Origin of the sequence: Streptomyces daghestanicus (assembly GCF_020521275.1) — a bacterium.
Lineage (GTDB): Bacteria > Actinomycetota > Actinomycetes > Streptomycetales > Streptomycetaceae > Streptomyces > Streptomyces griseoviridis.
Genome location: NZ_BNDX01000008.1, coordinates 355,191 through 377,173, shown reverse-complemented (window position 1 = coordinate 377,173; position 21,983 = coordinate 355,191). Strand labels below are relative to the sequence as shown.

14 protein-coding genes and 3 pseudogenes are annotated in these 21,983 nt (G+C 72.4%); 9 read left to right on the top strand and 8 right to left on the bottom strand.

The window, feature by feature from the left end; translation table 11 throughout:
- The first annotated feature begins 158 nt into the window (after nucleotides 1–158).
- The 3 genes from Sdagh_RS11165 (at nucleotide 159) to Sdagh_RS11155 (ending at nucleotide 4,064) form a co-directional block, all read left to right on the top strand.
- Nucleotides 159–1,046: a FadR/GntR family transcriptional regulator gene (locus tag Sdagh_RS11165; protein WP_189420937.1), complete on the top strand. Its 888-nt coding sequence runs from the start codon at nucleotides 159–161 to the stop codon at nucleotides 1,044–1,046.
- Between the two features lie 421 nt (nucleotides 1,047–1,467).
- The gene (locus Sdagh_RS11160; RefSeq protein ID WP_190077961.1) at nucleotides 1,468–2,997 is read left to right on the top strand and encodes an RNA polymerase sigma factor; all 1,530 of its coding nucleotides are present in this window, start codon (nucleotides 1,468–1,470) and stop codon (nucleotides 2,995–2,997) included.
- A gap of 155 nt (nucleotides 2,998–3,152) precedes the next feature.
- Nucleotides 3,153–4,064, top strand: coding sequence for a S1 family peptidase (locus Sdagh_RS11155; protein ID WP_189420940.1), 912 nt, complete (start codon nucleotides 3,153–3,155; stop codon nucleotides 4,062–4,064).
- 100 nt (nucleotides 4,065–4,164) lie between these two features.
- On the opposite strand, the gene Sdagh_RS11150 is transcribed toward Sdagh_RS11155, so the two are convergent.
- Nucleotides 4,165–4,395, bottom strand: coding sequence for a DUF7455 domain-containing protein (locus Sdagh_RS11150; RefSeq protein ID WP_189420941.1), 231 nt, complete (start codon nucleotides 4,393–4,395; stop codon nucleotides 4,165–4,167).
- A 441-nt stretch (nucleotides 4,396–4,836) separates the two neighbouring features.
- Here Sdagh_RS11150 and Sdagh_RS11145 point away from each other — a divergent pair, with 441 nt between their 5' ends.
- Entirely contained in the window at nucleotides 4,837–6,960 is a 2,124-nt protein-coding gene (locus Sdagh_RS11145; RefSeq protein WP_189420942.1) for a DNA gyrase/topoisomerase IV subunit B, read from the top strand.
- 170 nt (nucleotides 6,961–7,130) lie between these two features.
- Nucleotides 7,131–7,517: pseudogene (locus tag Sdagh_RS11140) on the top strand (sodium:solute symporter family transporter); the annotation flags it as partial.
- A 41-nt stretch (nucleotides 7,518–7,558) separates the two neighbouring features.
- Here the strand turns inward: Sdagh_RS11140 and Sdagh_RS11135 are convergent.
- The 4 genes from Sdagh_RS11135 to Sdagh_RS11120 form a co-directional block, all read right to left on the bottom strand.
- On the bottom strand, nucleotides 7,559–8,239 hold the full coding sequence (locus Sdagh_RS11135) for a response regulator (RefSeq protein WP_189420943.1): 681 nt from the start codon (nucleotides 8,237–8,239) through the stop codon (nucleotides 7,559–7,561).
- Nucleotides 8,236–10,011, bottom strand: coding sequence for an ATP-binding protein (locus Sdagh_RS11130; protein ID WP_190077962.1), 1,776 nt, complete (start codon nucleotides 10,009–10,011; stop codon nucleotides 8,236–8,238). Before Sdagh_RS11130 ends, Sdagh_RS11135 begins: the two co-directional genes overlap by 4 nt.
- Nucleotides 10,012–10,124: 113 nt before the next feature.
- Nucleotides 10,125–11,069 (bottom strand): ferredoxin family protein, encoded by a 945-nt coding sequence (locus Sdagh_RS11125; RefSeq protein ID WP_189420945.1) that lies wholly within the window; start codon nucleotides 11,067–11,069, stop codon nucleotides 10,125–10,127.
- A gap of 121 nt (nucleotides 11,070–11,190) precedes the next feature.
- Nucleotides 11,191–12,447 carry a citrate/2-methylcitrate synthase gene (locus tag Sdagh_RS11120; protein WP_189420946.1) on the bottom strand — a complete coding sequence of 419 codons (1,257 nt, stop codon included), beginning with the start codon at nucleotides 12,445–12,447 and terminating at the stop codon, nucleotides 11,191–11,193.
- Nucleotides 12,448–12,568: 121 nt separating this feature from the next.
- Here Sdagh_RS11120 and Sdagh_RS11115 point away from each other — a divergent pair, with 121 nt between their 5' ends.
- On the top strand, nucleotides 12,569–13,753 hold the full coding sequence (locus Sdagh_RS11115) for a citrate synthase (RefSeq protein WP_190077979.1): 1,185 nt from the start codon (nucleotides 12,569–12,571) through the stop codon (nucleotides 13,751–13,753).
- A 230-nt stretch (nucleotides 13,754–13,983) separates the two neighbouring features.
- Here the strand turns inward: Sdagh_RS11115 and Sdagh_RS36695 are convergent.
- Nucleotides 13,984–14,258: pseudogene (locus tag Sdagh_RS36695) on the bottom strand (hypothetical protein).
- Nucleotides 14,233–14,922, bottom strand: a pseudogene (locus Sdagh_RS11110) (DUF6082 family protein). Before Sdagh_RS11110 ends, Sdagh_RS36695 begins: the two co-directional pseudogenes overlap by 26 nt.
- A gap of 267 nt (nucleotides 14,923–15,189) precedes the next feature.
- Here Sdagh_RS11110 and Sdagh_RS11105 point away from each other — a divergent pair.
- A complete protein-coding gene (locus Sdagh_RS11105) occupies nucleotides 15,190–16,380 on the top strand; it encodes a CobW family GTP-binding protein (RefSeq protein ID WP_190077964.1) in 1,191 nt (396 codons plus the stop codon).
- On the opposite strand, the gene Sdagh_RS11100 is transcribed toward Sdagh_RS11105, so the two are convergent.
- Nucleotides 16,377–18,833, bottom strand: a complete 2,457-nt coding sequence (locus Sdagh_RS11100) for a DNA gyrase/topoisomerase IV subunit A (protein WP_189420951.1) — start codon at nucleotides 18,831–18,833, stop codon at nucleotides 16,377–16,379. The genes Sdagh_RS11105 and Sdagh_RS11100 overlap by 4 nt on opposite strands.
- A gap of 331 nt (nucleotides 18,834–19,164) precedes the next feature.
- On the opposite strand from Sdagh_RS11100, the gene Sdagh_RS11095 reads away from it, so the two are divergent.
- Both Sdagh_RS11095 and Sdagh_RS11090 read left to right on the top strand, forming a co-directional pair.
- Nucleotides 19,165–20,514, top strand: coding sequence for a M16 family metallopeptidase (locus Sdagh_RS11095; RefSeq protein WP_189421043.1), 1,350 nt, complete (start codon nucleotides 19,165–19,167; stop codon nucleotides 20,512–20,514).
- Nucleotides 20,511–21,899, top strand: a complete 1,389-nt coding sequence (locus Sdagh_RS11090; protein ID WP_189420953.1) for a M16 family metallopeptidase — start codon at nucleotides 20,511–20,513, stop codon at nucleotides 21,897–21,899. The genes Sdagh_RS11095 and Sdagh_RS11090 overlap by 4 nt, the downstream gene beginning before the upstream one ends.
- Nucleotides 21,900–21,983 lie beyond the last annotated feature (84 nt).

Below are 21,983 nucleotides of genomic sequence, written 5' to 3'. Positions count from 1 at the left end.
CCGACTGACCTCTCGATTCCGGGCGTGCTCGCAACTCCCCGAGGAAAGTCCATTTCTTTCCGATAAGGCGTCAATTGCGAAGGGGTGAGCGATCACCCTTTCGTGTGCTTTTCACCAAAGACCTCAAGGGAGTTGGGAACGGCGCCGACAAAGGATGCGTGAGTACCCTTGCGCACACCATGATGACCGCCGCCCGTAACGCCGACTCCGGCCTCGCGAGTGCGGGCGGACTCGACCGCTACCCCTACGCCGAGGCGCCCGCCGTCGACCGCGTCGGAGCACCCGCCTGGGAAGGGGCGGACCCCGAACTGGGCCGGGTGAGCCGGCGCAGCGCGGGCAACCGTGGCCGCGGGCTGCACGGACAACTGGTTCAGCAGCTCGGTCAGATGATCGTTTCCGGAGATCTGGGTGCCGACCGTCCCCTTGTGCCCGAAGAGATCGGCCAGCGCTTCGAGGTGTCCCGCACCGTGGTCCGGGAGTCCCTGCGCGTCCTGGAGGCCAAAGGACTGGTGAGCGCCCGTCCGAACGTCGGTACGCGCGTGCGCCCCGTCAGCGACTGGAACCTGCTCGACCCGGACATCATCGAATGGCGGGCCTTCGGACCCCAGCGCGACGACCAGCGCCGCGAGCTGAACGAGCTGCGCTGGACGATCGAGCCGCTGGCCGCCCGCCTCGCCGCCGGGCACGGCCGGGAGGAAGTGCAGCAGCGCCTCACCGACATGGTCGGCGTCATGGGACACGCCATGGCGCAGGGCGACGCCCTCACCTTCTCCCGTGCCGACGCCGAATTCCACTCCCTGCTCATCCAGGTCGCGGGCAACCGCATGCTGGAGCACCTCTCCGGCATCGTGTCCGCCGCCCTCCAGGTGTCCGGCGGCCCGGTCACGGGCTGTGACAGACCGAACGACGTGTCGCTGGCCCAGCACGCGCGGATCGTCGACGCCCTCGCGGCCGGTGACGGCATGGGCGCCGAGTCGGCCATGCGCCAACTGCTCACGGTCCACCCCGAGGTGGAGCGCGTGGTGCCCGCCCCCCGCGAGCACTGACAGCGCCCCTCCCAGCGGCAACCGGCCGGGCGTGCCATCCCCTCCTGTGGCGGCGCCCGGCCGGTCGCCGCCGCCGCCGACCCCGCAGCGCCTGGACGGCTCTGCGGGGTCGGCGGTGTGAGGTCATGGTTGTGGCGCGTTCGGATCGGACGGGGGCAGTCAGTGATCCCTTCTGGAGTCATCTGACCGAGTTTGCTCTCTTTCGGGGTGTGACTCGGGCCACGCGGATTGGGCGTAACGCTCGTGGGAACAACGCGATGACCTAAGAGGTGACAGCCGCGGAGGGAATACGGACGCCGTTCACGGCGCTGTGCCTCTCCCGGCCCCGCCCGCGCCGTCGGCCCATCCCCAAGCCGGCGGTCGGCTCCCGTCCTCCCCGGACGGGGCCGGAAGCCGTTTTCAACGTTCCGAGAGGTTGTTCGTGTCGGCCAGCACATCCCGTACGCTCCCGCCGGAGATCGCCGAGTCCGTCTCTGTCATGGCGCTCATTGAGCGGGGAAAGGCTGAGGGGCAGATCGCCGGCGACGACGTGCGTCGGGCCTTCGAAGCTGACCAGATTCCGGCCACTCAGTGGAAGAACGTACTGCGCAGCCTCAACCAGATCCTCGAGGAAGAGGGTGTGACGCTGATGGTCAGTGCCGCGGAGCCCAAGCGCACCCGAAAGAGCGTCGCAGCGAAGAGTCCGGCCAAGCGCACCGCCACCAAGACGGTCGCGGCCAAGACGGTGACCAGCAGGAAGGCCGCCGCCAGCCCGGCGCCCCCCGCGGCAGAGCCCGCCGTCGAGGAAGAGGCGCCCGCCAGGAAGGCGGCGGCCAAGAAGACGACCGCCAAGAAGACGGCGGCCAAGAAGACGACCGCCACCGCGAAGAAGACGGCGGCCAAGAAGACCACGGCCAAGAAGGACGACGCCGAGCTCCTCGAGGACGAGGTGCTCGAGGACACCAAGGTCGAGGCCGAGCCCGAGGGCACCGAGAACGCGGGCTTCGTACTGTCCGACGACGACGAGGACGACGCGCCGGCCCAGCAGGTCGCCGCGGCCGGTGCCACCGCCGACCCGGTCAAGGACTACCTCAAGCAGATCGGCAAGGTCCCCCTGCTCAACGCCGAGCAGGAGGTCGAGCTCGCCAAGCGCATCGAGGCCGGTCTGTTCGCCGAGGACAAGCTCGCCAACGCCGACAAGCTCGCCCCGAAGCTCAAGCGCGAGCTGGAGATCATCGCCGAGGACGGCCGCCGCGCCAAGAACCACCTCCTGGAGGCCAACCTCCGTCTGGTGGTCTCCCTGGCCAAGCGGTACACCGGCCGCGGCATGCTCTTCCTGGACCTCATCCAGGAGGGCAACCTCGGTCTGATCCGCGCGGTGGAGAAGTTCGACTACACCAAGGGCTACAAGTTCTCCACGTACGCCACCTGGTGGATCCGTCAGGCGATCACCCGCGCCATGGCCGACCAGGCCCGCACCATCCGTATCCCGGTGCACATGGTCGAGGTCATCAACAAGCTCGCCCGTGTGCAGCGCCAGATGCTCCAGGACCTGGGCCGCGAGCCCACCCCGGAGGAGCTGGCCAAGGAACTCGACATGACCCCGGAGAAGGTCATCGAGGTCCAGAAGTACGGCCGCGAGCCCATCTCGCTGCACACCCCGCTGGGCGAGGACGGCGACAGCGAGTTCGGTGACCTCATCGAGGACTCCGAGGCGGTCGTCCCGGCCGACGCGGTCAGCTTCACGCTTCTGCAGGAGCAACTGCACTCCGTCCTCGACACGCTCTCCGAGCGCGAGGCGGGCGTCGTCTCCATGCGGTTCGGTCTCACCGACGGTCAGCCGAAGACCCTCGACGAGATCGGCAAGGTCTACGGCGTCACGCGTGAGCGCATCCGCCAGATCGAGTCCAAGACCATGTCCAAGCTGCGCCACCCGTCCCGTTCGCAGGTGCTGCGCGACTACCTCGACTAGGTCACACCGCCACGGTCGTCAGGGCCCGGACCCCGCCTCGGGGGCCGGGCCCTTCGCCGTGCCGGGAGGGCGCGGGTCCGTCTTCGTTGGGGTGCGGGGCGACTCCGGGTGGATCACTCTGGGTGTTTCACGACCACATGGAGTGAGGAGTCCGTATGCGTCGCCCTTACGTCCGGGCGCTGGCCCGGCCGCTGGTCCTGGCGGCCGTCTCGATCGCCATATCACTGGCGGTGCCCCCGGGGCCGTCCCTGGGATCACCGCTGCCGGCCGCGCGCCCGGCGGTGGCCGACAGCGTCGTCGTCGGGGGATTCCCGGTGGAGGTGGCCGACAGCCCCTGGACGGTGGCCCTGTCCAGCCGTGACCGGTTCGGGGGGACGCGGGCGGGGCAGTTCTGCGGGGGAGTGGCCGTCGGGCGGACGACCGTGCTCACGGCCGCCCACTGCCTGGGTCGGGAGGTCCTCGGAACACCGCCGGAGCAGCTGCGCGACCTCAAGGTCGTCACGGGGCGTACGGACCTGCTGGCGGACGGGGGAGCGGAGATCCCGGTGCGGGACGTCCGGGTGAACCCGGACTACGACGATGTCAGCAACACCGGCGACTTCGCCGTGCTCACCCTCTCCGAGCCCCTTCCGGCCGGCTCGGTCCTGACGATGGCGGCCGAGGGCGACCCCGCCTACCGGCCCGGCACGGAAGCGGTGGTCTACGGCTGGGGGGACACCTCGGGCGCCGGTGACTACGCGACCAGCCTGCACGGGGCCCGCGTGCGCGTCCTGGCCGACGCGCTGTGCGAGCAGGCGTATCCGGGGAGCGAGGAAGGGCAGTACCGCGCCGAGACGATGGTCTGCGCCGGTGACCAGGACGGCGGCCGGGACGCCTGCCAGGGCGACAGCGGGGGGCCGCTGGTGGCCCGGGGCAAGCTGATCGGGCTGGTGTCCTGGGGAAGCGGCTGCGGTCGGCCGGACAGCCCAGGGGTGTACACGCGCGTCTCCGCCGTCCTGCGGAGCATGGGACGCGAAGCGGGCGGTGCGGCCCCCGAGGGCGGGACCAGGGCGGCCGACGGGGGATGAGAGGTCTTCGCGAAAGAGCGAGAGCGGGCCGCCTCCGGGTTGGGAGGCGGCCCGCCCTCACCGGCCTGTGCCGGTCTCGCTCGTCGTGGGACGCGAAATATCAGCGCTCGTCTTCGGAGTCGCTTGCCGGGACGGAGGTCAGGCGCTCGGTCTCGTCCTGTATCTCAGCGGCGATCTTCTTGAGCTCCGGCTCGAACTTGCGCCCGTGGTGGGCACAGAAGAGCAGTTCCCCGCCGCTCAGCAGGACTACGCGGAGGTAGGCCTGGGCCCCGCAGCGGTCGCAACGGTCGGCGGCCGTCAGCGGGCTCGCGGAAGTCAGAACAGTAGTCACGTCGCCTCTTCTCTAGCTCGACGAGCTGTCGTACCAGGGTCAACATCCAACCAGCCCCAAAACGTTCCCGCTCGTGGCTTTTCCTCGAAAAAAGTTTCCGAGGAGGCTGGCTGTTGCCGGTTGGCGGCGAATGTGCCGTATCGCGTGTCTGTGTGTGGTACGGGTTCGCGCTGTCGGTCAGTGTCGGTCCCCGCCGGCTGGCTTGCCGGTTGTTCATGAGGACGTGCCCGGAGCCTAAATGGTTCATGCCTCGAAGGGAACGTGATGTGTGCTTCACTCCATCGAGGGATCGAACAGGTATGCGACCGTGGACTAGGCTGACTCCGTGACGAGGGTGGCGTTACAACGGCTCTACCAGGGCTCGGTACCCTCTGAGCGGTGAACGACGCCGCGCCCTTACCCAACAGGGCCCCATCTGAAATTCAGCGAGGAGCGAACCGCGTGACCGCCGAGACGTCCGTGCCGTCCACTGCGCTGCTGGCAGGAGCAGACCGGGACGGTTCCAACTACACCGCGCGGCACCTGCTCGTCCTCGAGGGGCTCGAGGCCGTGCGCAAGCGCCCCGGTATGTACATCGGATCGACCGACAGCCGCGGTCTGATGCACTGCCTGTGGGAGATCATCGACAACTCCGTGGACGAGGCCCTGGGCGGCTACTGCGACCACATCGACGTGATCCTCCACGACGACGGCTCGGTGGAGGTGCGGGACAACGGCCGGGGCATCCCGGTCGACGTCGAGCCCAAGACCGGCCTCTCGGGCGTCGAGGTCGTCATGACCAAGCTGCACGCCGGCGGCAAGTTCGGCGGCGGTTCCTACGCCGCGTCCGGCGGTCTGCACGGCGTCGGCGCATCCGTGGTCAACGCGCTGTCCGCGCGCCTGGACGTCGAGGTGGACCGCGGTGGCCACACCCACGCCATCAGCTTCCGGCGCGGTGTCCCCGGCTCCTTCGCCGGCGGCGGCGCGGACGCCCGGTTCGAGGCCGCGAGCGGGCTGCGCAAGGCCAAGAAGATCCCGAAGTCGCGCAGCGGCACGCGCGTGCGGTACTGGGCGGACCGGCAGATCTTCCTCAAGGACGCCAAGCTCTCCCTGGAGAACCTGCACCAGCGGGCCCGCCAGACCGCTTTCCTGGTGCCCGGCCTGACCATCGTCGTCCGGGACGAGTTCGGTCTCGGCGAGGGCGGCAGCAAGGGCGAGGAGTCCTTCCGCTTCGACGGCGGCATCAGCGAGTTCTGCGAGTACCTGGCCAGCGACCGGGGCATCTGCGACGTCCTCCGCTTCACCGGGCAGGGCACCTTCAAGGAGACGGTGCCCGTCCTCGACGAGCACGGGCAGATGACGCCCACCGAGGTCACCCGCGACCTCGGGGTCGACGTGGCGATGCGCTGGGGCACCGGCTACGACACGACGGTCAAGTCGTTCGTCAACATCATCGCCACGCCCAAGGGCGGCACCCACGTCGCCGGCTTCGAGCAGGCCGTCGCCAAGACGATGAACGAGGTGCTGCGCGCCAAGAAGCTGCTCCGCGTCGCCGAGGACGACATCGTCAAGGACGACGCCCTCGAAGGGCTCACGGCGGTCGTCACCGTACGTCTGGCCGAACCCCAGTTCGAGGGGCAGACCAAGGAGGTGCTCGGTACCTCGGCGGCCCGCCGGATCGTGAACAACGTGATCACCAAGGAACTCAAGGCGTTCCTGACCTCGACCAGGCGTGACGCCGCCCAGCAGGCGCGCGTCGTCATGGAGAAGGCGGTCGCGGCTGCCCGCACCCGTATCGCCGCACGCCAGCACAAGGACGCGCAGCGCCGCAAGACGGCCCTGGAGTCCTCCTCGCTGCCCGCCAAGCTGGCCGACTGCCGCAGCGACGACGTCGACCGCAGCGAGCTGTTCATCGTCGAGGGAGACTCCGCGCTCGGCACGGCGAAGCTCGCCCGCAACTCCGAGTTCCAGGCGCTGCTGCCGATCCGGGGCAAGATCCTCAACGTCCAGAAGTCGTCCGTGTCGGACATGCTGAAGAACGCCGAGTGCGGCGCGATCATCCAGGTCATAGGAGCCGGTTCGGGCCGGACCTTCGACATCGACACCGCCCGCTATGGCAAGATCATCATGATGACCGACGCCGACGTCGACGGCTCGCACATCCGCACGCTGCTGCTGACCCTCTTCCACCGCTACATGCGGCCCATGGTCGAGGCGGGCCGGGTCTTCGCCGCGGTGCCGCCGCTGCACCGCATCGAGATCACGCAGCCGAAGAAGGGCCAGGACAAGTACGTCTACACGTACTCGGACCGCGAGCTGCGCGACAAGCTGATGGAGTTCCAGAGCAAGGGCATCCGGTACAAGGACTCCATCCAGCGGTACAAGGGCCTCGGCGAGATGGACGCCGACCAGCTGGCCGAGACGACCATGGACCCGAGGCGGCGGACCCTGCGCCGGATCAACCTCACCGACCTGGAGGCCGCCGAGCAGGTCTTCGACCTGCTGATGGGCAACGACGTCGCTCCCCGCAAGGAGTTCATCTCCAACTCGGCGGCGACGCTCGACCGGTCCCGGATCGACGCGTAGAGGCCCTCTGCCGCGTCTGCCGGGCCTGCGGGAAGGCGGCCGTGCGGGCCCGTCCAGGGCCCTGCTGCCGCAGGGGCCGCCGCCGTGCGGGGCCGTCCCGCCGTCCCGCCCCAGGACTCCACCCACGGGTGGAGTCCTGGCCGTTTCCGGCTCCACCCGTGATCCACCCGGGCTCCGATCTGCTGGCCCGGGACCTCAACGTCGCCTTCCTGGTGGGCCTCGCCTTCGCCGTGGCCGCCTCCGCCAACCTGTCGGCCTTGATGTACTCCCTGTTCTGGCGCCGCTTCACCACGCGGGGGGCGGTGTGGTCGGTCTACGGCGGCCTGGTCCCGGCGGTGTCGCTGGTGCTGGTGTCACCGGTGGTGTCGGGCAGCCCCGGGGCGCTGTTCCCGGGCGTCGACTTCCAGTACTTCCCGTTGCAGAACCCGGGCGTCGTCTCGATCCCGCTGGGATTCCTCGCGGGCTGGCTCGGCACGGTCACCTCCCCGGAGCCGCCGGACCCGGCCAGGCACGCGGAGACCGAGGTGCGGGCGCTGACGGGAGCCGGGGCCGTGTGACGGAGCGGTCCGGCACCTCGTACCGGCCGGGTGTCCCACCCTCACGCGCGGGTCGCCCACACGTAACGGTGTTCCGGGCGGCCCGCGTCGCCGTATCTGAGGGTCAGCCGGGCCCGGCCCGTGCGCTCCAGCAGTTTCAGATAGCGCTGGGCGGTCTGGCGGCTCACCCCGGTCCGCTCGGCGATCTCCTGGGCCGACAACGACCCCTCGGCCCCCATCAGGCACTGGCGCACCAGCTCGGCGGTGGTGGGGGAGTGCCCTTTGGGCAGCCCCGGCTCCGAGGGCGCGGACAGGGCTCCGAACATCCGGTCCACCTCGGCCTGTTCGGCCTCGCCGCCGCCGTCGAGGGTGCGGCGCAGCTCCGCGTACGCCTCCAGTTTGATCCGCAGGCCCGCGAAGGCGAACGGCTTGACCAGGTACTGCAACGCGCCCTGGCGCATCGCCGCCTGCACGGTCGCCACGTCCCGCGCGGCCGTCACCATGATCACGTCGGTCTGGAGGCCCAGCCGCCGCATCTCCTGGACGACCGTCAGACCGGTCCGGTCCGGCAGGTAGTGGTCCATGAGGACGAGGTCGGGCCGGGGCGGTGCGGCCAGTCGCCGCAGTGCCTCGGCCGCGCTGTGCGCCTCGCCGGCCACGTGGAAGCCCGGCACCTTCTCGACGTAGGCGGCGTTCACCCGTGCCACGCGGGGATCGTCGTCCACGATCAGGACCTCGATCACCGTCCCTCCCCCTCCCCGGCGGCACTTCCGGCAGCGGTTCCGGCGGTGTTCCCGGCGGCGTTCCCGGTATCGGCCGGTCCGGACGAAGACCCGGCGAGCGCAGGCGCAGGCGCAGGCGCAGGCGCAGGCGCAGGCGCAGGCGCAGGCGCAGACGCAGGCGCGGGTGCGGCCAGTGCCTCGGGCAGGACGACGGTGAACTCGGCGCCGCCGCCGGGCGCCTCGCCGGCCGTGACGCTGCCGCCCTGGCGCTCGGCGAACGTACGGACCAGGGAGAGCCCGATGCCGCGCCGCCGGTGGGCCGGCGGCTCCTTGGTGGACCAGCCCTCCGTGAACACCACCTCCCGCCGGTCGGCCGGGATGCCCGGCCCGGTGTCGCGGACCCGCAGCACCGCCGTACGCCCCTCGCCCCGCAGTTCGACCTCCACGCGCGCGTGCCGGGTGCCCGCCGCGGCGTCCACGGCGTTGTCGACCAGGTTCCCGACGACCGTGACCAGTCCCCCCGGGTCGATCAGCCGGCCCGGCAGCCGGGTCCGGTCCGACACCCACAGGGTCACCCCGCGCTCGGCCGCGACCGTCGCCTTGCCGACCAGCAGCGCCGCCAGCAGCGGGTCGGTGACGCGCTCGGTGATCTGCTCGGCGGTGGCCCGCTGGTCACCGACGACCTCGCCGATGAACTCCGCGGCGTCGTCGTACATCTCCAGCTCCAGCAGGCCCAGCAGGGTGTGCATGCGGTTGGCGTGTTCGTGGTCCTGGGCGCGCAGGGCGTCGATCAGGCCGCGGGTGGAGTCCAGTTCCCGGCCGAGCTGCTCCAGTTCGGTGCGGTCGCGCAGGGTGGCCACGGCGCCGCCGTCGTCGGTGGGCATCCGGTTGGCGACCAGGACACGCGGGCCGCGGACGGTGAGCAGGTCGGTGCCGGTGACCCGGCCGGCCAGCACCTCGGCCGTACGGCCCGCGCCGAGCGCCTCGTCGGGGGAGCGGCCCAGGGCCTCGTCGCCGATGTCCAGCAGGCGCCGCGCCTCGTCGTTGAGGAGGCGGACGCGGCCCTCCCGGTCCAGGGCGACGACCCCCTCCCGGATGCCGTGCAGCATCGCCTCGCGCTCCGCGAGCAGCGCCGCGATGTCGGAGAAGGCCAGGTCACGGGTCTGCCGCTGGACCCGGCGCGCGATCAGCCAGGCGGCCAGCGCGCCGACCGCCAGCGCGCCCCCGGCGTACGCGAGGAGACCGGGCACGGCGTGCAGCAGACGGGCCCGGACGCTGTCGTAGGCGATGCCCACGGACACCGCCCCGACGATCTCGCCGGAGCCGTCGCGCAGCGGTACCTTGCCGCGCGCCGAGCGGCCCAGGGTGCCCTCGTCGATCTCCATGACCTCGTGCCCGGCCAGGGCCTCGCCGGGGTCGGTCGACACGGCCGCGCCGATCCGGGCCGGGTCGGTGTGCGACCAGCGCACGCCGCGCCGGTCCATGACCACGACGTACTCGGCCCCGGTGGCCTCGCGGACCAGTTCCGCCTCCCGCTGCACCGGGCCGTCCGCCGTCGCGGGCGTGCTCCGCAGATCCGCCGCGAGTTGCGGCTGCTGCGCGGTGGTCTGCGCGATGGCCAGCGCCCGGCGCATCGCCTGGTCGTCCAGCTGATCGCCGAGCGGCGCCAGGAACAGCCCGGTGGCCAGCACCGCGACCCCCGCGGCGATCGCCACCTGCATCAGCAGCACCTGGGAGAAGACCCGGCGCGGCAGGCCGAGGCGCAGACGGCGCGGGGCGGAAGTGGAGCTCATGGCCCTTGACGGTACGTGGTGCGCGCGGCGGACCGAAGCGGGGCGGGAGGCGGATCTTCCCCGCCCCGGCGCTGCGGCCCCCGCGCGCGGGCGCCCCGGCGCCGGAGCGCGGGTCAGCTCGCGAGGGCCGACGCCAGCGTCAGTTCCCGGACGCCGGTGATCTCCATCCGCGCCGGTGAGCCGAGGACGGAGGCTCCGCAGCTCTCCGGGCGCGGCGGCTGGGACGCGCCCTGGGCCACCGTGACCCGCCAGTGCCGTCCGTCCGTGTGGGCCACGGTCACCTCCCAGTGCGGTGCCGCACCGTCGGTCCGCACCACGTCCAGCACCCCGGCGGCGTCCTCGCCTGCCGCCGCGCGGACGGCCAGCTCGGCGGCCTGTCCGGGCCGTTCCCAGGCCGAGCTGCCACGGCAGCCCGCCGGCACGATCCGCCCCTCCCGCACACCGCGCAGGATCTCCCGGACGGCCCCCGCGTCGACCCGGCCGTAGGCGTACCCGTACGGCAGGACGAGGACGGTGGGGGAGAACCGGTGGCCCCCGAGATGGGTGACCTCCCAGACGCCGTCGGTCCCGGCGGCGGCCAGTTCGGCGGCCAGCGGCCGGCCGAGCAGAGCGCAGCACCGGTCGCGCTTGCCGTTGGTGCAGACGAGGACGAGCGGGTCGCCGGTGTGCGGCGTGCCGGCGAGCACGTCGTCGAAGCCGCGGTGGTCGCCCCGGCCGAGCGCGGCGAAGTCCAGGCCGAGCAGGCGGGCGGGGTCGGTGAGCGCGGCGGTGTGCAGCCAGGTGCTCCTCGGGGCGGTGTGGGCCACGTAGACGCGGCGCTCGGCGGACGTCCCCGCGTCCGCGTGGCGCCCGGGTCGGCGGATCAGCGCGATCCGTACGCCGGTGCCCCGGGCCGCCTTCTCCAGGGCGCGCCCCACCGCGGGGTCCAGGTGGCTGGAGGTGAGCGCCTTGGCGCCCCACGGGCCGGGCTGTTCCAGCAGCAGCCAGGTCCGGGCGGTCGCCGCGGTCCCCGAAACGGGCTCGGCGAGGTCCTGAGAGACGATTGAGCACTGACTCACAGAGGTGAGCCTAACCTGAGTTGGAGGTCCCGGCCTCTCGCCGCACTCGGTCGGCCGCCGGCGGAGTGAACGCCCCGCCCGTCGGCGCCCCCCGCCTGCCGGTGGCGCCGCGCGCGCCCGGTCACTCGGAGAGGGGCACCGGCACCGGCGGCCGGGGGCCGACGTACACGCCGCTCGGCCGCATCCGCAGGGGCCGTTCCGCGTACTCCTCCAGGGCGTGCGCGATCCAGCCCGCCGTACGCGCCACCGCGAAGATCGTCTCGCCGGCGGAGGCGGGCATGCCGCAGGAGACGGTCAGCACCGCGAGCGCCAGGTCGACGTTGGCGTGCAGCGGGGTGCTGCGGGCGGCGGTGGCGGCGACCTCACGGGCCGCCGCCAGCACGGGCGCGGCCCGGGGAATCTCCGCCAGGAGTGCGAACAGCGCCCGCGCGCGCGGGTCCTCGCCGGGGTAGAGACGGTGGCCGAGCCCCGGAACCCGGCGGCCCGCCCGCAGTTCCTCCGCGACCACGGGGGCCGCGCCCCGGTCGAGCACGTCCAGCAGCATCCGGTGGGCGAGGCCGCTGGCCGCGCCGTGCAGCGGACCCTCGATCACGCCCAGCCCCGCGGACACGGCGGCGTACGCGTGCGCGCGGGCCGACGCGGCGACGCGTACGGCCAGCGTCGAGGCGGCCAGGTCGTGGTCGGCGAGCAGGGCGAGGGCCGTCTCCAGCGTCCGCAGCGATCCCCGGTCGGCGGGGAGCCCGGTGAGCCGTGCCCAGAGCCGGCGGGCGAGCGGGCCGTCGCCGCCCTGGTCCTGGCCCACCGGCGGCAGGGCCGCGACCAGGGTGGGGATGAGGACCCGGGCGGTGCCGAGCACGGCCTCCTCGGACAGGTCGAACCGGAGCGGGTCGGCGGTGGCGGCGGCGATCGTGGCGACCCGCAGCCGGTCGGCCGGGCCGGCGTGCTCGGGCAGCGCGCCGACCGCCCGGCGGGCCACGGCGACGGAGGCCTCGGGCGCCGTGAAGACGGCGCCGGGATGCGGCCGTCCCGTCCAGAGCCACTCGGCGACCTCCTCGTAGGAGCACCGCCCGGCCAGTTCCACCGCGTCGACGCCCCGGAAGTAGTACCGGTCGCGGTCGATGAGGGTGAGGCGGGTGCGCACCGCCGGTTCGCCGCCGGGGGAGGCGGTGGAGCCGCCCTCGCGCCGGTTGCGCCGGGCCAGGGCCCGCACCTCCTTGGCGTCGAAGGTGCTCCCGCGTCCGCCCGGGGTGCGCCGGCTGTCGAGCAGGCCCCTGCTGACGTACGCGTACACGGTCTCCGGTTTCACGCCGAGCAGCTCGGCGGCCTCTCTGGTGCTCAGCCGCTCGCCGTCGGCGGGACCGGGCTCTTGATCGCGCATGGACGTCACCGTATCCACCCTCGGTTGCCGCCTGATACATATTGACTGGATCAATATTGACACAGCACTAATCAAGTATGGACAGTCTCATCAATACATGGGGAGTTCCGAGGAGGAGATCATGTCCGTCAACAGGACCGCCCACCGAGCCGCCACCGACCGGGCCGCGGCCGCGCCGGTCGACGTCCCGCGCGGGCTCGCGGGCGTCGTCGTGACCGACACCGAGATCGGCGAGGTACGCGGGGCCGAGGGCTTCTACCACTACCGGCAGTACCCGGCCGTCCAGCTCGCCGAGACCCGCCGCTTCGAGGAGGTCTGGCACCTGCTCGTCGACGGCGAACTGCCGGACGCGCGGCGGGCCGCCGCGTTCACCGCCGAGACCGCCGCCCTGCGCGGGCTCCCCGACGAGGTGAGGTCGGCGCTGCCCGCCGTAGCCGCGGCCGGCGCGCGGTCCGGTCCACTGGCCGGCCTGCGCACGGCCCTCTCCCTGCTGGGCGCGGCGCGCGGCTTCCGCCCGGTCTACGACCTCGACGCCGGCCGCCGCCGCGAGGACACCCTCGCCGCCGTCGCCGCCGTCCCCACGCTGCTCACCGCGCTGTACCGGCTGGGCCAAGGACTGGAGCCCGTCGAGCCGCGCGAGGACCTGCCCTACGCGGCCAACTACCTGTACATGCTCACCGGCACCGTGCCGGACGCGCGGCGGACCCGGGCGGTCGAGCAGTACCTGATCTCCACCGTCGACCACGGCTTCAACGCGTCGACCTTCACCGCCCGGGTCATCGCCTCCACCGGCGCGGACGTCGCGGCCTGCCTCGCCGGAGCGGTGGCCGCGCTGTCCGGGCCGCTGCACGGCGGGGCGCCGAGCCGGGCCCTGGACACGCTGGACGCCATCGGCACGCCCGACCGCATCGACCCCTGGATCCGCGAGCGGGTGCTGGCGGGCGAGCGCATCATGGGCTTCGGTCACGCCGTCTACCGCACCGAGGACCCGCGCTCCCGGATGCTGCGCGAGGTGGCCCGGGGCTTCGGCGGCCCGCGTGTCGAGTTCGCGGTCGAGGTGGAGCGCCGGGTCGAGGCCATCCTCGCGGAGCTGAAACCGGGCCGGGAACTGCACACCAACGTGGAGTTCTACGCGGGAGTGGTCATGGAACTGTGCGGTCTGCCGCGGGAGATGTTCACCCCGACCTTCGCCGCCGGACGGGTCGTGGGCTGGAGCGCGCACATCCTGGAACAGGCCCGGGACTCGAAGATCATCAGGCCGGCGGCGCGGTACACGGGGCCGGAGCCGGTGACGGCCGCCCGGTAGCGGGCCGTGCGGGGGCGTCGTCGTCAGGCCCGGGAACCGGTCGGGTGCCCTGAGGAAACGTGCAGCCGAGCGGCGACCGGGTGTGCTGCTGGGTCGGTCCGGTCCCGGCCCGCAGGCGGCGGGGAACGGGGCGGAAGCGGGGGCCGGACGGAGGAAGGGGTACGGCTCGGGAGCCGGGGGTGTCCGCCTCGGCGCGGCTCGGGAGCCGGGGGTGTCCGCCTCGGCGCGGGTCAGGAGTCGGGGATGTCCGCCTCGGCGCGGATCAGCGTCTCGCGGCCGACGACGACGACGCGTGCGTCGTCCCCGCGGGAGGCGTCGGCCGGCAGCTCGCGCTCCAGCGGTTCGGTGGCTTCGGTGCCGATGACGGCGAAGTCGCCGTCGCTCAGCTCGAAGAGGTCTGGGCAGTCGGCTCCGGAGCTGGAGCCTCGGGCGCCCGGGGCACACCGATGCGGCGCGCGATCTTCGAAGGGACCGGTCCTTCACGTGAGGGGCTTCGTGCTGGCAGAACGGTACGGGTTCCCGCTCAGGCCGGGCCGCCCGTACGGGCGCGGACACCCGCCCGTGTCGGCACGGGCGGGCGGGGGGACGGGAATCGGACGAGGGCCAGGCGGGCGGCGGGGTGCCCACCACCCACCACTCGTCCGTGTCGGCCTCTCCAGCTCCTTGACGAGGGCGTCGGCCATCCGCCCGGTCATCGCCTCCTCGGAGGTCTGCTGCAGCGTCGCCCGTTGCGCCCGGGACGCGTCCCAGTACTCGCGGAAGAGCGGGCTCTGGAAGAACTCGCGCAGATACGTGTACGACTCCTCGCGGGTCAGCAGCCCCGCCAGATACACGCGGAAGAGGTACGCGTACCAGGCGTTGGTGTAGAGGAACGGACGGCGCTTCTCCGCCGGAACGGCCTTGTCTTAGGTGTCGATCACCGCGGCGAGGGACGGATCGTCGATCGACCGGGCCGGCAGGTCCCCGTGCATGCGCCGCTGATGCGCGAGCGCGCTGCGCCGTCCCGCGAGTTCCTCCAGCTCCAGACGTCTCTCCTGGAGCCGTACGGCGTGGCCGCGGCGTCGCAGGGCGGTCAGCGTCAGGGTGGCGACGACTCCCAGACCGAACGCGGCGGCGCCCCCCCTTCCCGGTGCCCGACCTCTTCGTGACCATGTGAACCCCCGATTCACGCGACCGTCGCCGGTCGTCGCGTGCGGGGCGGGTGACCGGGACCGGCGAGCGATGTGCGGCGCTTGCCACCTCCGGAGTGCCGAGCGGCTCTGACCGGCGGGGAGGCGGAGAGGAGGCGCACAGAGGGAAGCGAGGGCCGCCCGCACTGGCGCCTTCCCCGACGTCGGCCCCGCGGATCCTGGTGACGACCGTTCGTTTCGCGGTGATCGCGTGACTCGTATCCTGGGGCGGCACACGCTCCCCGCGGTACGAGAGAGGCAAGCACATTGGGGCAGAGCCCGAGCCCGCAGGTTCCGACGCCGCAGGTCCCGGCCGCGCGGGGCCCGGTCCCGCAGATCCCGGTGGTCATCCTCGCCGGATTCCTCGGTTCCGGTAAGACGACGCTGCTCAACCACCTGCTCCACCGCTCCGGCGGCAGCCGTATCGGCGCGATCGTCAACGACTTCGGCGCCATCGAGATCGACGCCATGGCGGTGGCCGGCGCGCTCGGCGACTCCACCGTCTCCCTCGGCAACGGCTGTCTGTGCTGTGCCGTCGACCCCGGTGAACTCGACGTCTATCTGGCCCGGCTGGCCCGGCCCGAGACCGGGACCGACGTCATCGTCATCGAGGCCAGTGGCCTCGCCGAGCCCCAGGAACTGGTGCGCATGCTGCTCGCCAGCGACCTCACGGGGATCGTGTACGGCGGACTGGTCGAGGTGGTCGACGCCGCCGAGTTCGACGCGACCCGGGCCCGGCACCCCGAGATCGACCGGCACCTCGGCCTGGCCGACCTGGTGGTGGTCAACAAGCTCGACCGGGCGGACGACGCCGAGCGGGTGCTCGCGCTCGTCGGCTCCCTCACCGACCGCGCCGCCGTCGTCCCCGCCACCTACGGCCGCGTCGACCCCGCCTTCCTCTTCGACTGCCGGCCCGCCGAGGAGCGGATCGGGCAGCTCTCCTTCGACGACCTGCACGACCACACGGACGACGGCGGCCCCGACGACACGGACGGCGCCGGTCCTCACGACGGAGGCGGCGCGCACGGCCACGGCCACCCCGGCCATCTGCACGCCGCCTACGACAGCCTGTCCTACGTCTCCGACGTGCCGCTCGACCCCCGGCGCCTGATGCGCTTCCTCGACAGCCGCCCCGAGGGCCTGTACCGGATCAAGGGCTACGTCGACTTCGGCCCGTACGACCCGCGCAACCGCTACCTCGTGCACGCCGTGGGACGCTTCCTGCGCTTCTACCCGGAGCCCTGGCCGCCCGGCGCCGACCGGCTCACCCAACTGGTGCTGATCGGCACGGGCATCGACACCCCCGCCCTCACCGGGGAACTGCGGGAGTGCGCGCACCACGCCCCGCACGCCGACGAGCACGGCATGTGGGGCGTCCTGCGCTACGTGCAGGACCCGGACGAGCCGGACCCCGGCACCGAGACGGCGGAAACCGAGACGGCGGAACCGGAGGCCTAGGCGGGCCCCGCCACCACCGCCACCGTCTTCGGCAGGGACACGCCCGAGCCGTCGCGGCGCGGGTCGATGTCGGGGAGCTGGGCGGGCGTGCCGTTCTTCTGGGCCGCGAGGGCCGGCGCGGTGCCCGCCCAGGCCAGGGCCAGGCAGTCCTCGCCCTTCAGGAACCGCTGGCAGCGCACGCCGCCCGTGGCCCGGCCCTTGCGCGGGTACTGGTCGAACGGCGTCAGCTTGGCCGTGGTCTGCACCGAGTCGTCCAGCGTCCCGCGCGAGCCGGCCACGGTGAAGACCACCGCGTCCCCCGCCGGGTCGACCGCCGTGAAGGAGATGACCTTCGCGCCCTCGGCCAGCTTGATGCCCGTCACCCCGCCCGCCGGACGGCCCTGCGGACGGACCTGCGCCGCCTGGTACCGCAGCAGCTGGGCGTCGTCGGTGATGAAGACCAGGTCCTCCTCACCGGTGCGCAGCTCGACCGCGCCGACGATCCGGTCGCCCTCCCTGAGGGTGATGACCTCCAGCTCGTCCTTGTTGCCCGGGTAGTCCGGCACCACGCGCTTGACGATGCCCTGCGCCGTGCCGAGAGCGAGCCCCGGCGAGGACTCGTCCAGCGTGGTCAGGCAGACCACCGTCTCGTCGTCGTCCAGGGAGACGAACTCGGCGAGCGGAGCGCCGCCCGCCAGGTTCGGGGTGGTCATCTCCTCCGGCAGCTGCGGCAGATCGACCACGTTGATCCGCAGCAGGCGTCCGGCGGACGTCACCACGCCCACCTCGCCGCGCGCCGTGGCGGGCACCGCAGAGACGATCACGTCGTGCTTGACGCGCCTGCCGCCGCCGTCCGAGGCCAACGGCTCGCCGTTCGCCGTACGGGCCAGCAGCCCCGTGGAGGAGAGCAGCACCCGGCACGGGTCGTCCGCCACCTGGAGCGGCACCGCGGCCACCGGGGTCGCCGCCGACTCCAGCAGCACCGTACGGCGGTCGGTGCCGAACTTCTTGGCCACCGCCGCCAGTTCCGCGGAGACCAGCTTGCGCAGCTCCTGGTCGGAGTCGAGGATGCGGGTCAGCTCCTCGATCTCCGCGTTGAGCCGGTCCTTCTCGGCCTCCAGTTCGATGCGGTCGAACTTGGTGAGCCGGCGCAGCGGCGTGTCCAGGATGTACTGCGTCTGCACGTCGCTCAGGCCGAAGCGCTCGATCAGGCGCTCCTTGGCCTGCGCGGAGTTCTCGCTGGAGCGGATGAGGCGGATCACCTCGTCGATGTCGATCAGCGCGGTGAGCAGGCCCTCGACCAGGTGGAGGCGGTCGCGCCGCTTGCCCCGGCGGAACTCGCTGCGCCGCCGCACCACGGTGAACCGGTGGTCGAGGTAGACCTCCAGCAGCTCCTTCAGGCCCAGGGTGAGGGGCTGGCCGTCCACCAGGGCGACGTTGTTGATACCGAAGGACTCCTCCATCGGTGTCAGCTTGTACAGCTGTTCCAGGACCGCCTCCGGCACGAAGCCGTTCTTGATCTCGATGACCAGGCGCAGCCCGTGCTCACGATCGGTGAGGTCCTTGACGTCCGCGATGCCCTGGAGCTTCTTCGCGCCGACCAGGTCCTTGATCTTGGCGATCACCTTCTCCGGGCCGACCGCGAACGGCAGCTCGGTGACGACCAGGCCCTTGCGGCGGGCCGTCACCGTCTCCACGGTCACCGAGGCGCGGATCCTGAAGGTGCCGCGGCCGGTCGCGTACGCGTCGCGGATGCCCGGCAGCCCGACGATCACGCCGCCGGTGGGCAGGTCGGGCCCGGGGACGTGCTTCATCAGGGCTTCGAGATCGGCGTTCGGATACCGGATCAGGTGCCGGGCGGCGGCGATGACCTCGCGCAGATTGTGCGGCGGCATGTTGGTGGCCATGCCGACGGCGATCCCGGAGGCCCCGTTGACCAGCAGGTTGGGGAAGGCGGCGGGCAGCGCCTCGGGTTCCTGCTCCTGGCCGTCGTAGTTGGGGGCGAAGTCGACGGTGTCCTCCTCGATGGACTCCGTCATCAGCCCGGCCGCCTCGGCCATCCGGCACTCGGTGTACCGCATGGCGGCGGGCGGGTCGTCGTTGCCCAGCGAGCCGAAGTTGCCGTGGCCGTCGACCAGGGGGACGCGCATCGAGAACGGCTGGGCCATGCGGACCAGGGCGTCGTAGATCGACGCGTCGCCGTGCGGGTGCAGCTTGCCCATCACCTCGCCGACGACCCGGGCGCACTTCACGTAGCCGCGCTCGGGCCTGAGCCCCATCTCGTTCATCTGGTAGACGATGCGGCGGTGCACCGGCTTCAGTCCGTCGCGCGCGTCCGGCAGGGCACGGGAGTAGATGACCGAGTACGCGTACTCAAGGAATGAGCCCTGCATCTCGTCGACGACGTCGATGTCGAGGATCTTCTCCTCGTACGGGTCGTCGGGCGGCGGGGTCTTCGTACTACGGCGGGCCATCGCTGCCGGCTCCTCGCTGAAGCGTGAACGGTGATCTGACGCGTCCCATTGTGGACCGCGGCACTGACAGCGGCCGACCAGGACCTCCGACGGGCGCCGCGGCCCGCTGCCGCCCGCAGGGTACGCCCTGCCGGGGAGGGCCCCTCGCCGCGTCCGGCGCGTGCTCGCTCTCGGCGTAGCGGAGCCGGGAACTCCACCGGAGGTCCGCACGCTTGCATACAGTGGCAGGATCGGTAGGAATTCCGCAGTTCCGACCAGTGATCCGGTGCGGACCGGTGATGCGGTCCGGTCCGTGATCCCGCCCAAGTTCTCCGCGATCGAAGGGACGTACATGCCCATGGGTCACACGGCCACAGCCGAGGCAGGCTCCGGCGGCCTGACAGCGACCGAGCACCGCCTGGCCAACGGTCTGCGCGTGGTGCTCTCCGAGGACCACCTGACCCCGGTCGCGGCGGTGTGCCTCTGGTACGACGTCGGCTCCCGCCACGAGGTCAAGGGACGTACCGGTCTGGCTCACCTTTTCGAGCACTTGATGTTCCAGGGCTCCGCCCAGGTCAAGGGCAACGGCCACTTCGAACTGGTGCAGGGCGCCGGCGGTTCCCTCAACGGCACCACCAGCTTCGAGCGCACCAATTACTTCGAGACCATGCCCGCCCACCAACTGGAGCTGGCGCTCTGGCTGGAGGCCGACCGCATGGGCTCCCTGCTCGCCGCCCTGGACGACGAGTCGATGGAGAACCAGCGCGACGTCGTCAAGAACGAACGCCGCCAGCGCTACGACAACGTGCCCTACGGCACCGCCTTCGAGAAGCTGACCGCCCTCGCCTACCCGGAGGGCCACCCCTACCACCACACGCCGATCGGCTCCATGGCCGACCTGGACGCGGCCACCCTGGAGGACGCCCGCGCGTTCTTCCGCACCTATTACGCGCCGAACAACGCGGTGCTGTCGGTGGTCGGCGACATCGACCCCGAGCAGACGCTCGCCTGGATCGAGAAGTACTTCGGCTCCATCGCCTCCCACGACGGCAAGCCCGCCCCCCGGGACGGCTCGCTGCCCGAGGTCATGGGCGAGCAGGTGCGCGAGGTCGTCGAGGAGGAGGTACCGGCCCGCGCCCTGATGGCCGCCTACCGCCTGCCGCACGACGGCACCCGCGCGTGCGACGCGGCCGACCTGGCGCTCACCGTCCTCGGCGGCGGCGAGTCCTCCCGCCTCTACAACCGCCTGGTGCGCCGCGACCGCACGGCCGTGGCGGCCGGCTTCGGCCTGCTGCGCCTGGCGGGCGCCCCGTCCCTCGGCTGGCTGGACGTGAAGACCTCCGGCGACGTCGAGGTGCCGGTCATCGAGGCCGCCATCGACGAGGAGCTGGCCCGGTTCGCCGAGGAGGGCCCCACCGCCGAGGAGATGGAGCGCGCCCAGGCCCAGCTGGAGCGCGAGTGGCTGGACCGGCTCGGCACGGTCGCCGGCCGCGCCGACGAACTGTGCCGGTACGCGGTCCTGTTCGGCGACCCGCAGCTCGCCCTCACCGCCGTGCAGCGCGTCCTGGAGGTGACCGCCGAGGAGGTCCAGGAGGTCGCCAAGGCCCGACTGCGCCCCGACAACCGCGCGGTGCTCGTCTACGAGCCCACCGCCCCCGCGGCCGACGACGCCACCGACGAGAACGAGGAGGCGGCCAAGTGACCGAGCTGGCCACCATGGAATTCCACCCTCAGCCGCAGGCGGGCGAGCCCAGGCCCTGGGCCTTCCCCGCCCCGGAGCGCGGCGCGCTCGGCAACGGCCTGACCGTCCTGCGCTGCGACCGCCCCGGCCAGCAGGTCGTCGCCGTCGAGCTGTTCCTGCGGGCGCCCCTGGACGCCGAGCCGGCCGGCCTGGACGGCGTCGCCACCATCATGGCCCGCGCCTTCTCCGAGGGCACCGACAAGCACTCCGCCGAGGAGTTCGCCGCCGAGCTGGAGCGCTGCGGCGCCACCCTGGACGCGCACGCCGACCACCCCGGTGTCCGCCTCAGCCTCGAAGTGCCCGCCTCCCGTCTCGCCAAGGCGCTCGGCCTGGTCGCCGACGCCCTCAGGGCGCCCGCCTTCGCGGACAGCGAGATCGAACGCCTGGTGCGCAACCGGCTCGACGAGATCCCGCACGAGCTGGCCAACCCCTCGCGCCGGGCCGCCAAGGAGCTGTCCAGGGAGCTGTTCCCGGCGGACTCCCGGATGTCCCGCCCGCGCCAGGGCACCGAGGAGACCGTCGCCGGCATCGACTCCGCCGCCGTCCGCGCCTTCTACGAGAAGCACGTGCGGCCCGCCACCGCCACCGCCGTGGTCGTCGGCGACTTCACCGGCGTCGACCTCGACGCCCTGCTCGACGACACCCTCGGCTCGTGGACGGGCTCGGCCGCCGAGCCGCGCCCCGTGCCGCCGGTGACCTCCGACGACACCGGCCGGGTCGTCATCGTGGACCGCCCCGGATCGGTCCAGACGCAGCTGCTGATCGGCCGCACCGGACCCGACCGGCACGACAGCGTCTGGCCCGCCCAGGTGCTCGGCACGTACTGCCTGGGCGGCACCTTGACCTCCCGCCTGGACCGCGTCCTGCGCGAGGAGAAGGGCTACACCTACGGCGTGCGGGCCTTCGGCCAGGTGCTGCGCTCCGCGCCCGACGGCACCGGCGCCGCGATGCTCGCCATCAGCGGCTCCGTCGACACCCCGAACACCGGACCGGCCCTCGACGACCTGTGGAAGGTGCTGCGCACCCTCGCCGAGGGCGGGCTCACCGACGCCGAACGCGACGTCGCCGTGCAGAACCTGGTGGGTGTGGCGCCGCTGAAGTACGAGACCGCGGCGGCCGTCGCGAGCACGCTGGCGGACCAGGTCGAGCAGTACCTGCCCGACGACTACCAGGCGACCCTCTACCAGCGGCTCGTCACCACGGGCACGGTCGAGGCCACCGCGGCGGTCGTGAACGCCTTCCCGGTGGACCGGCTGGTGACCGTCCTGGTGGGTGACGCCGCGCAGATCAAGGGGCCCGTCGAGGCCCTGGGCATCGGCGAAGTCACCGTGGTGAGCGCCGAGTAGCGGCGCACGCGTGGGGGTGGCCCCGGTGACGGTTCTGTCACCGGGGCCGCCCTATGTCCGAATGGGGCGGATTGGCATAGAGGT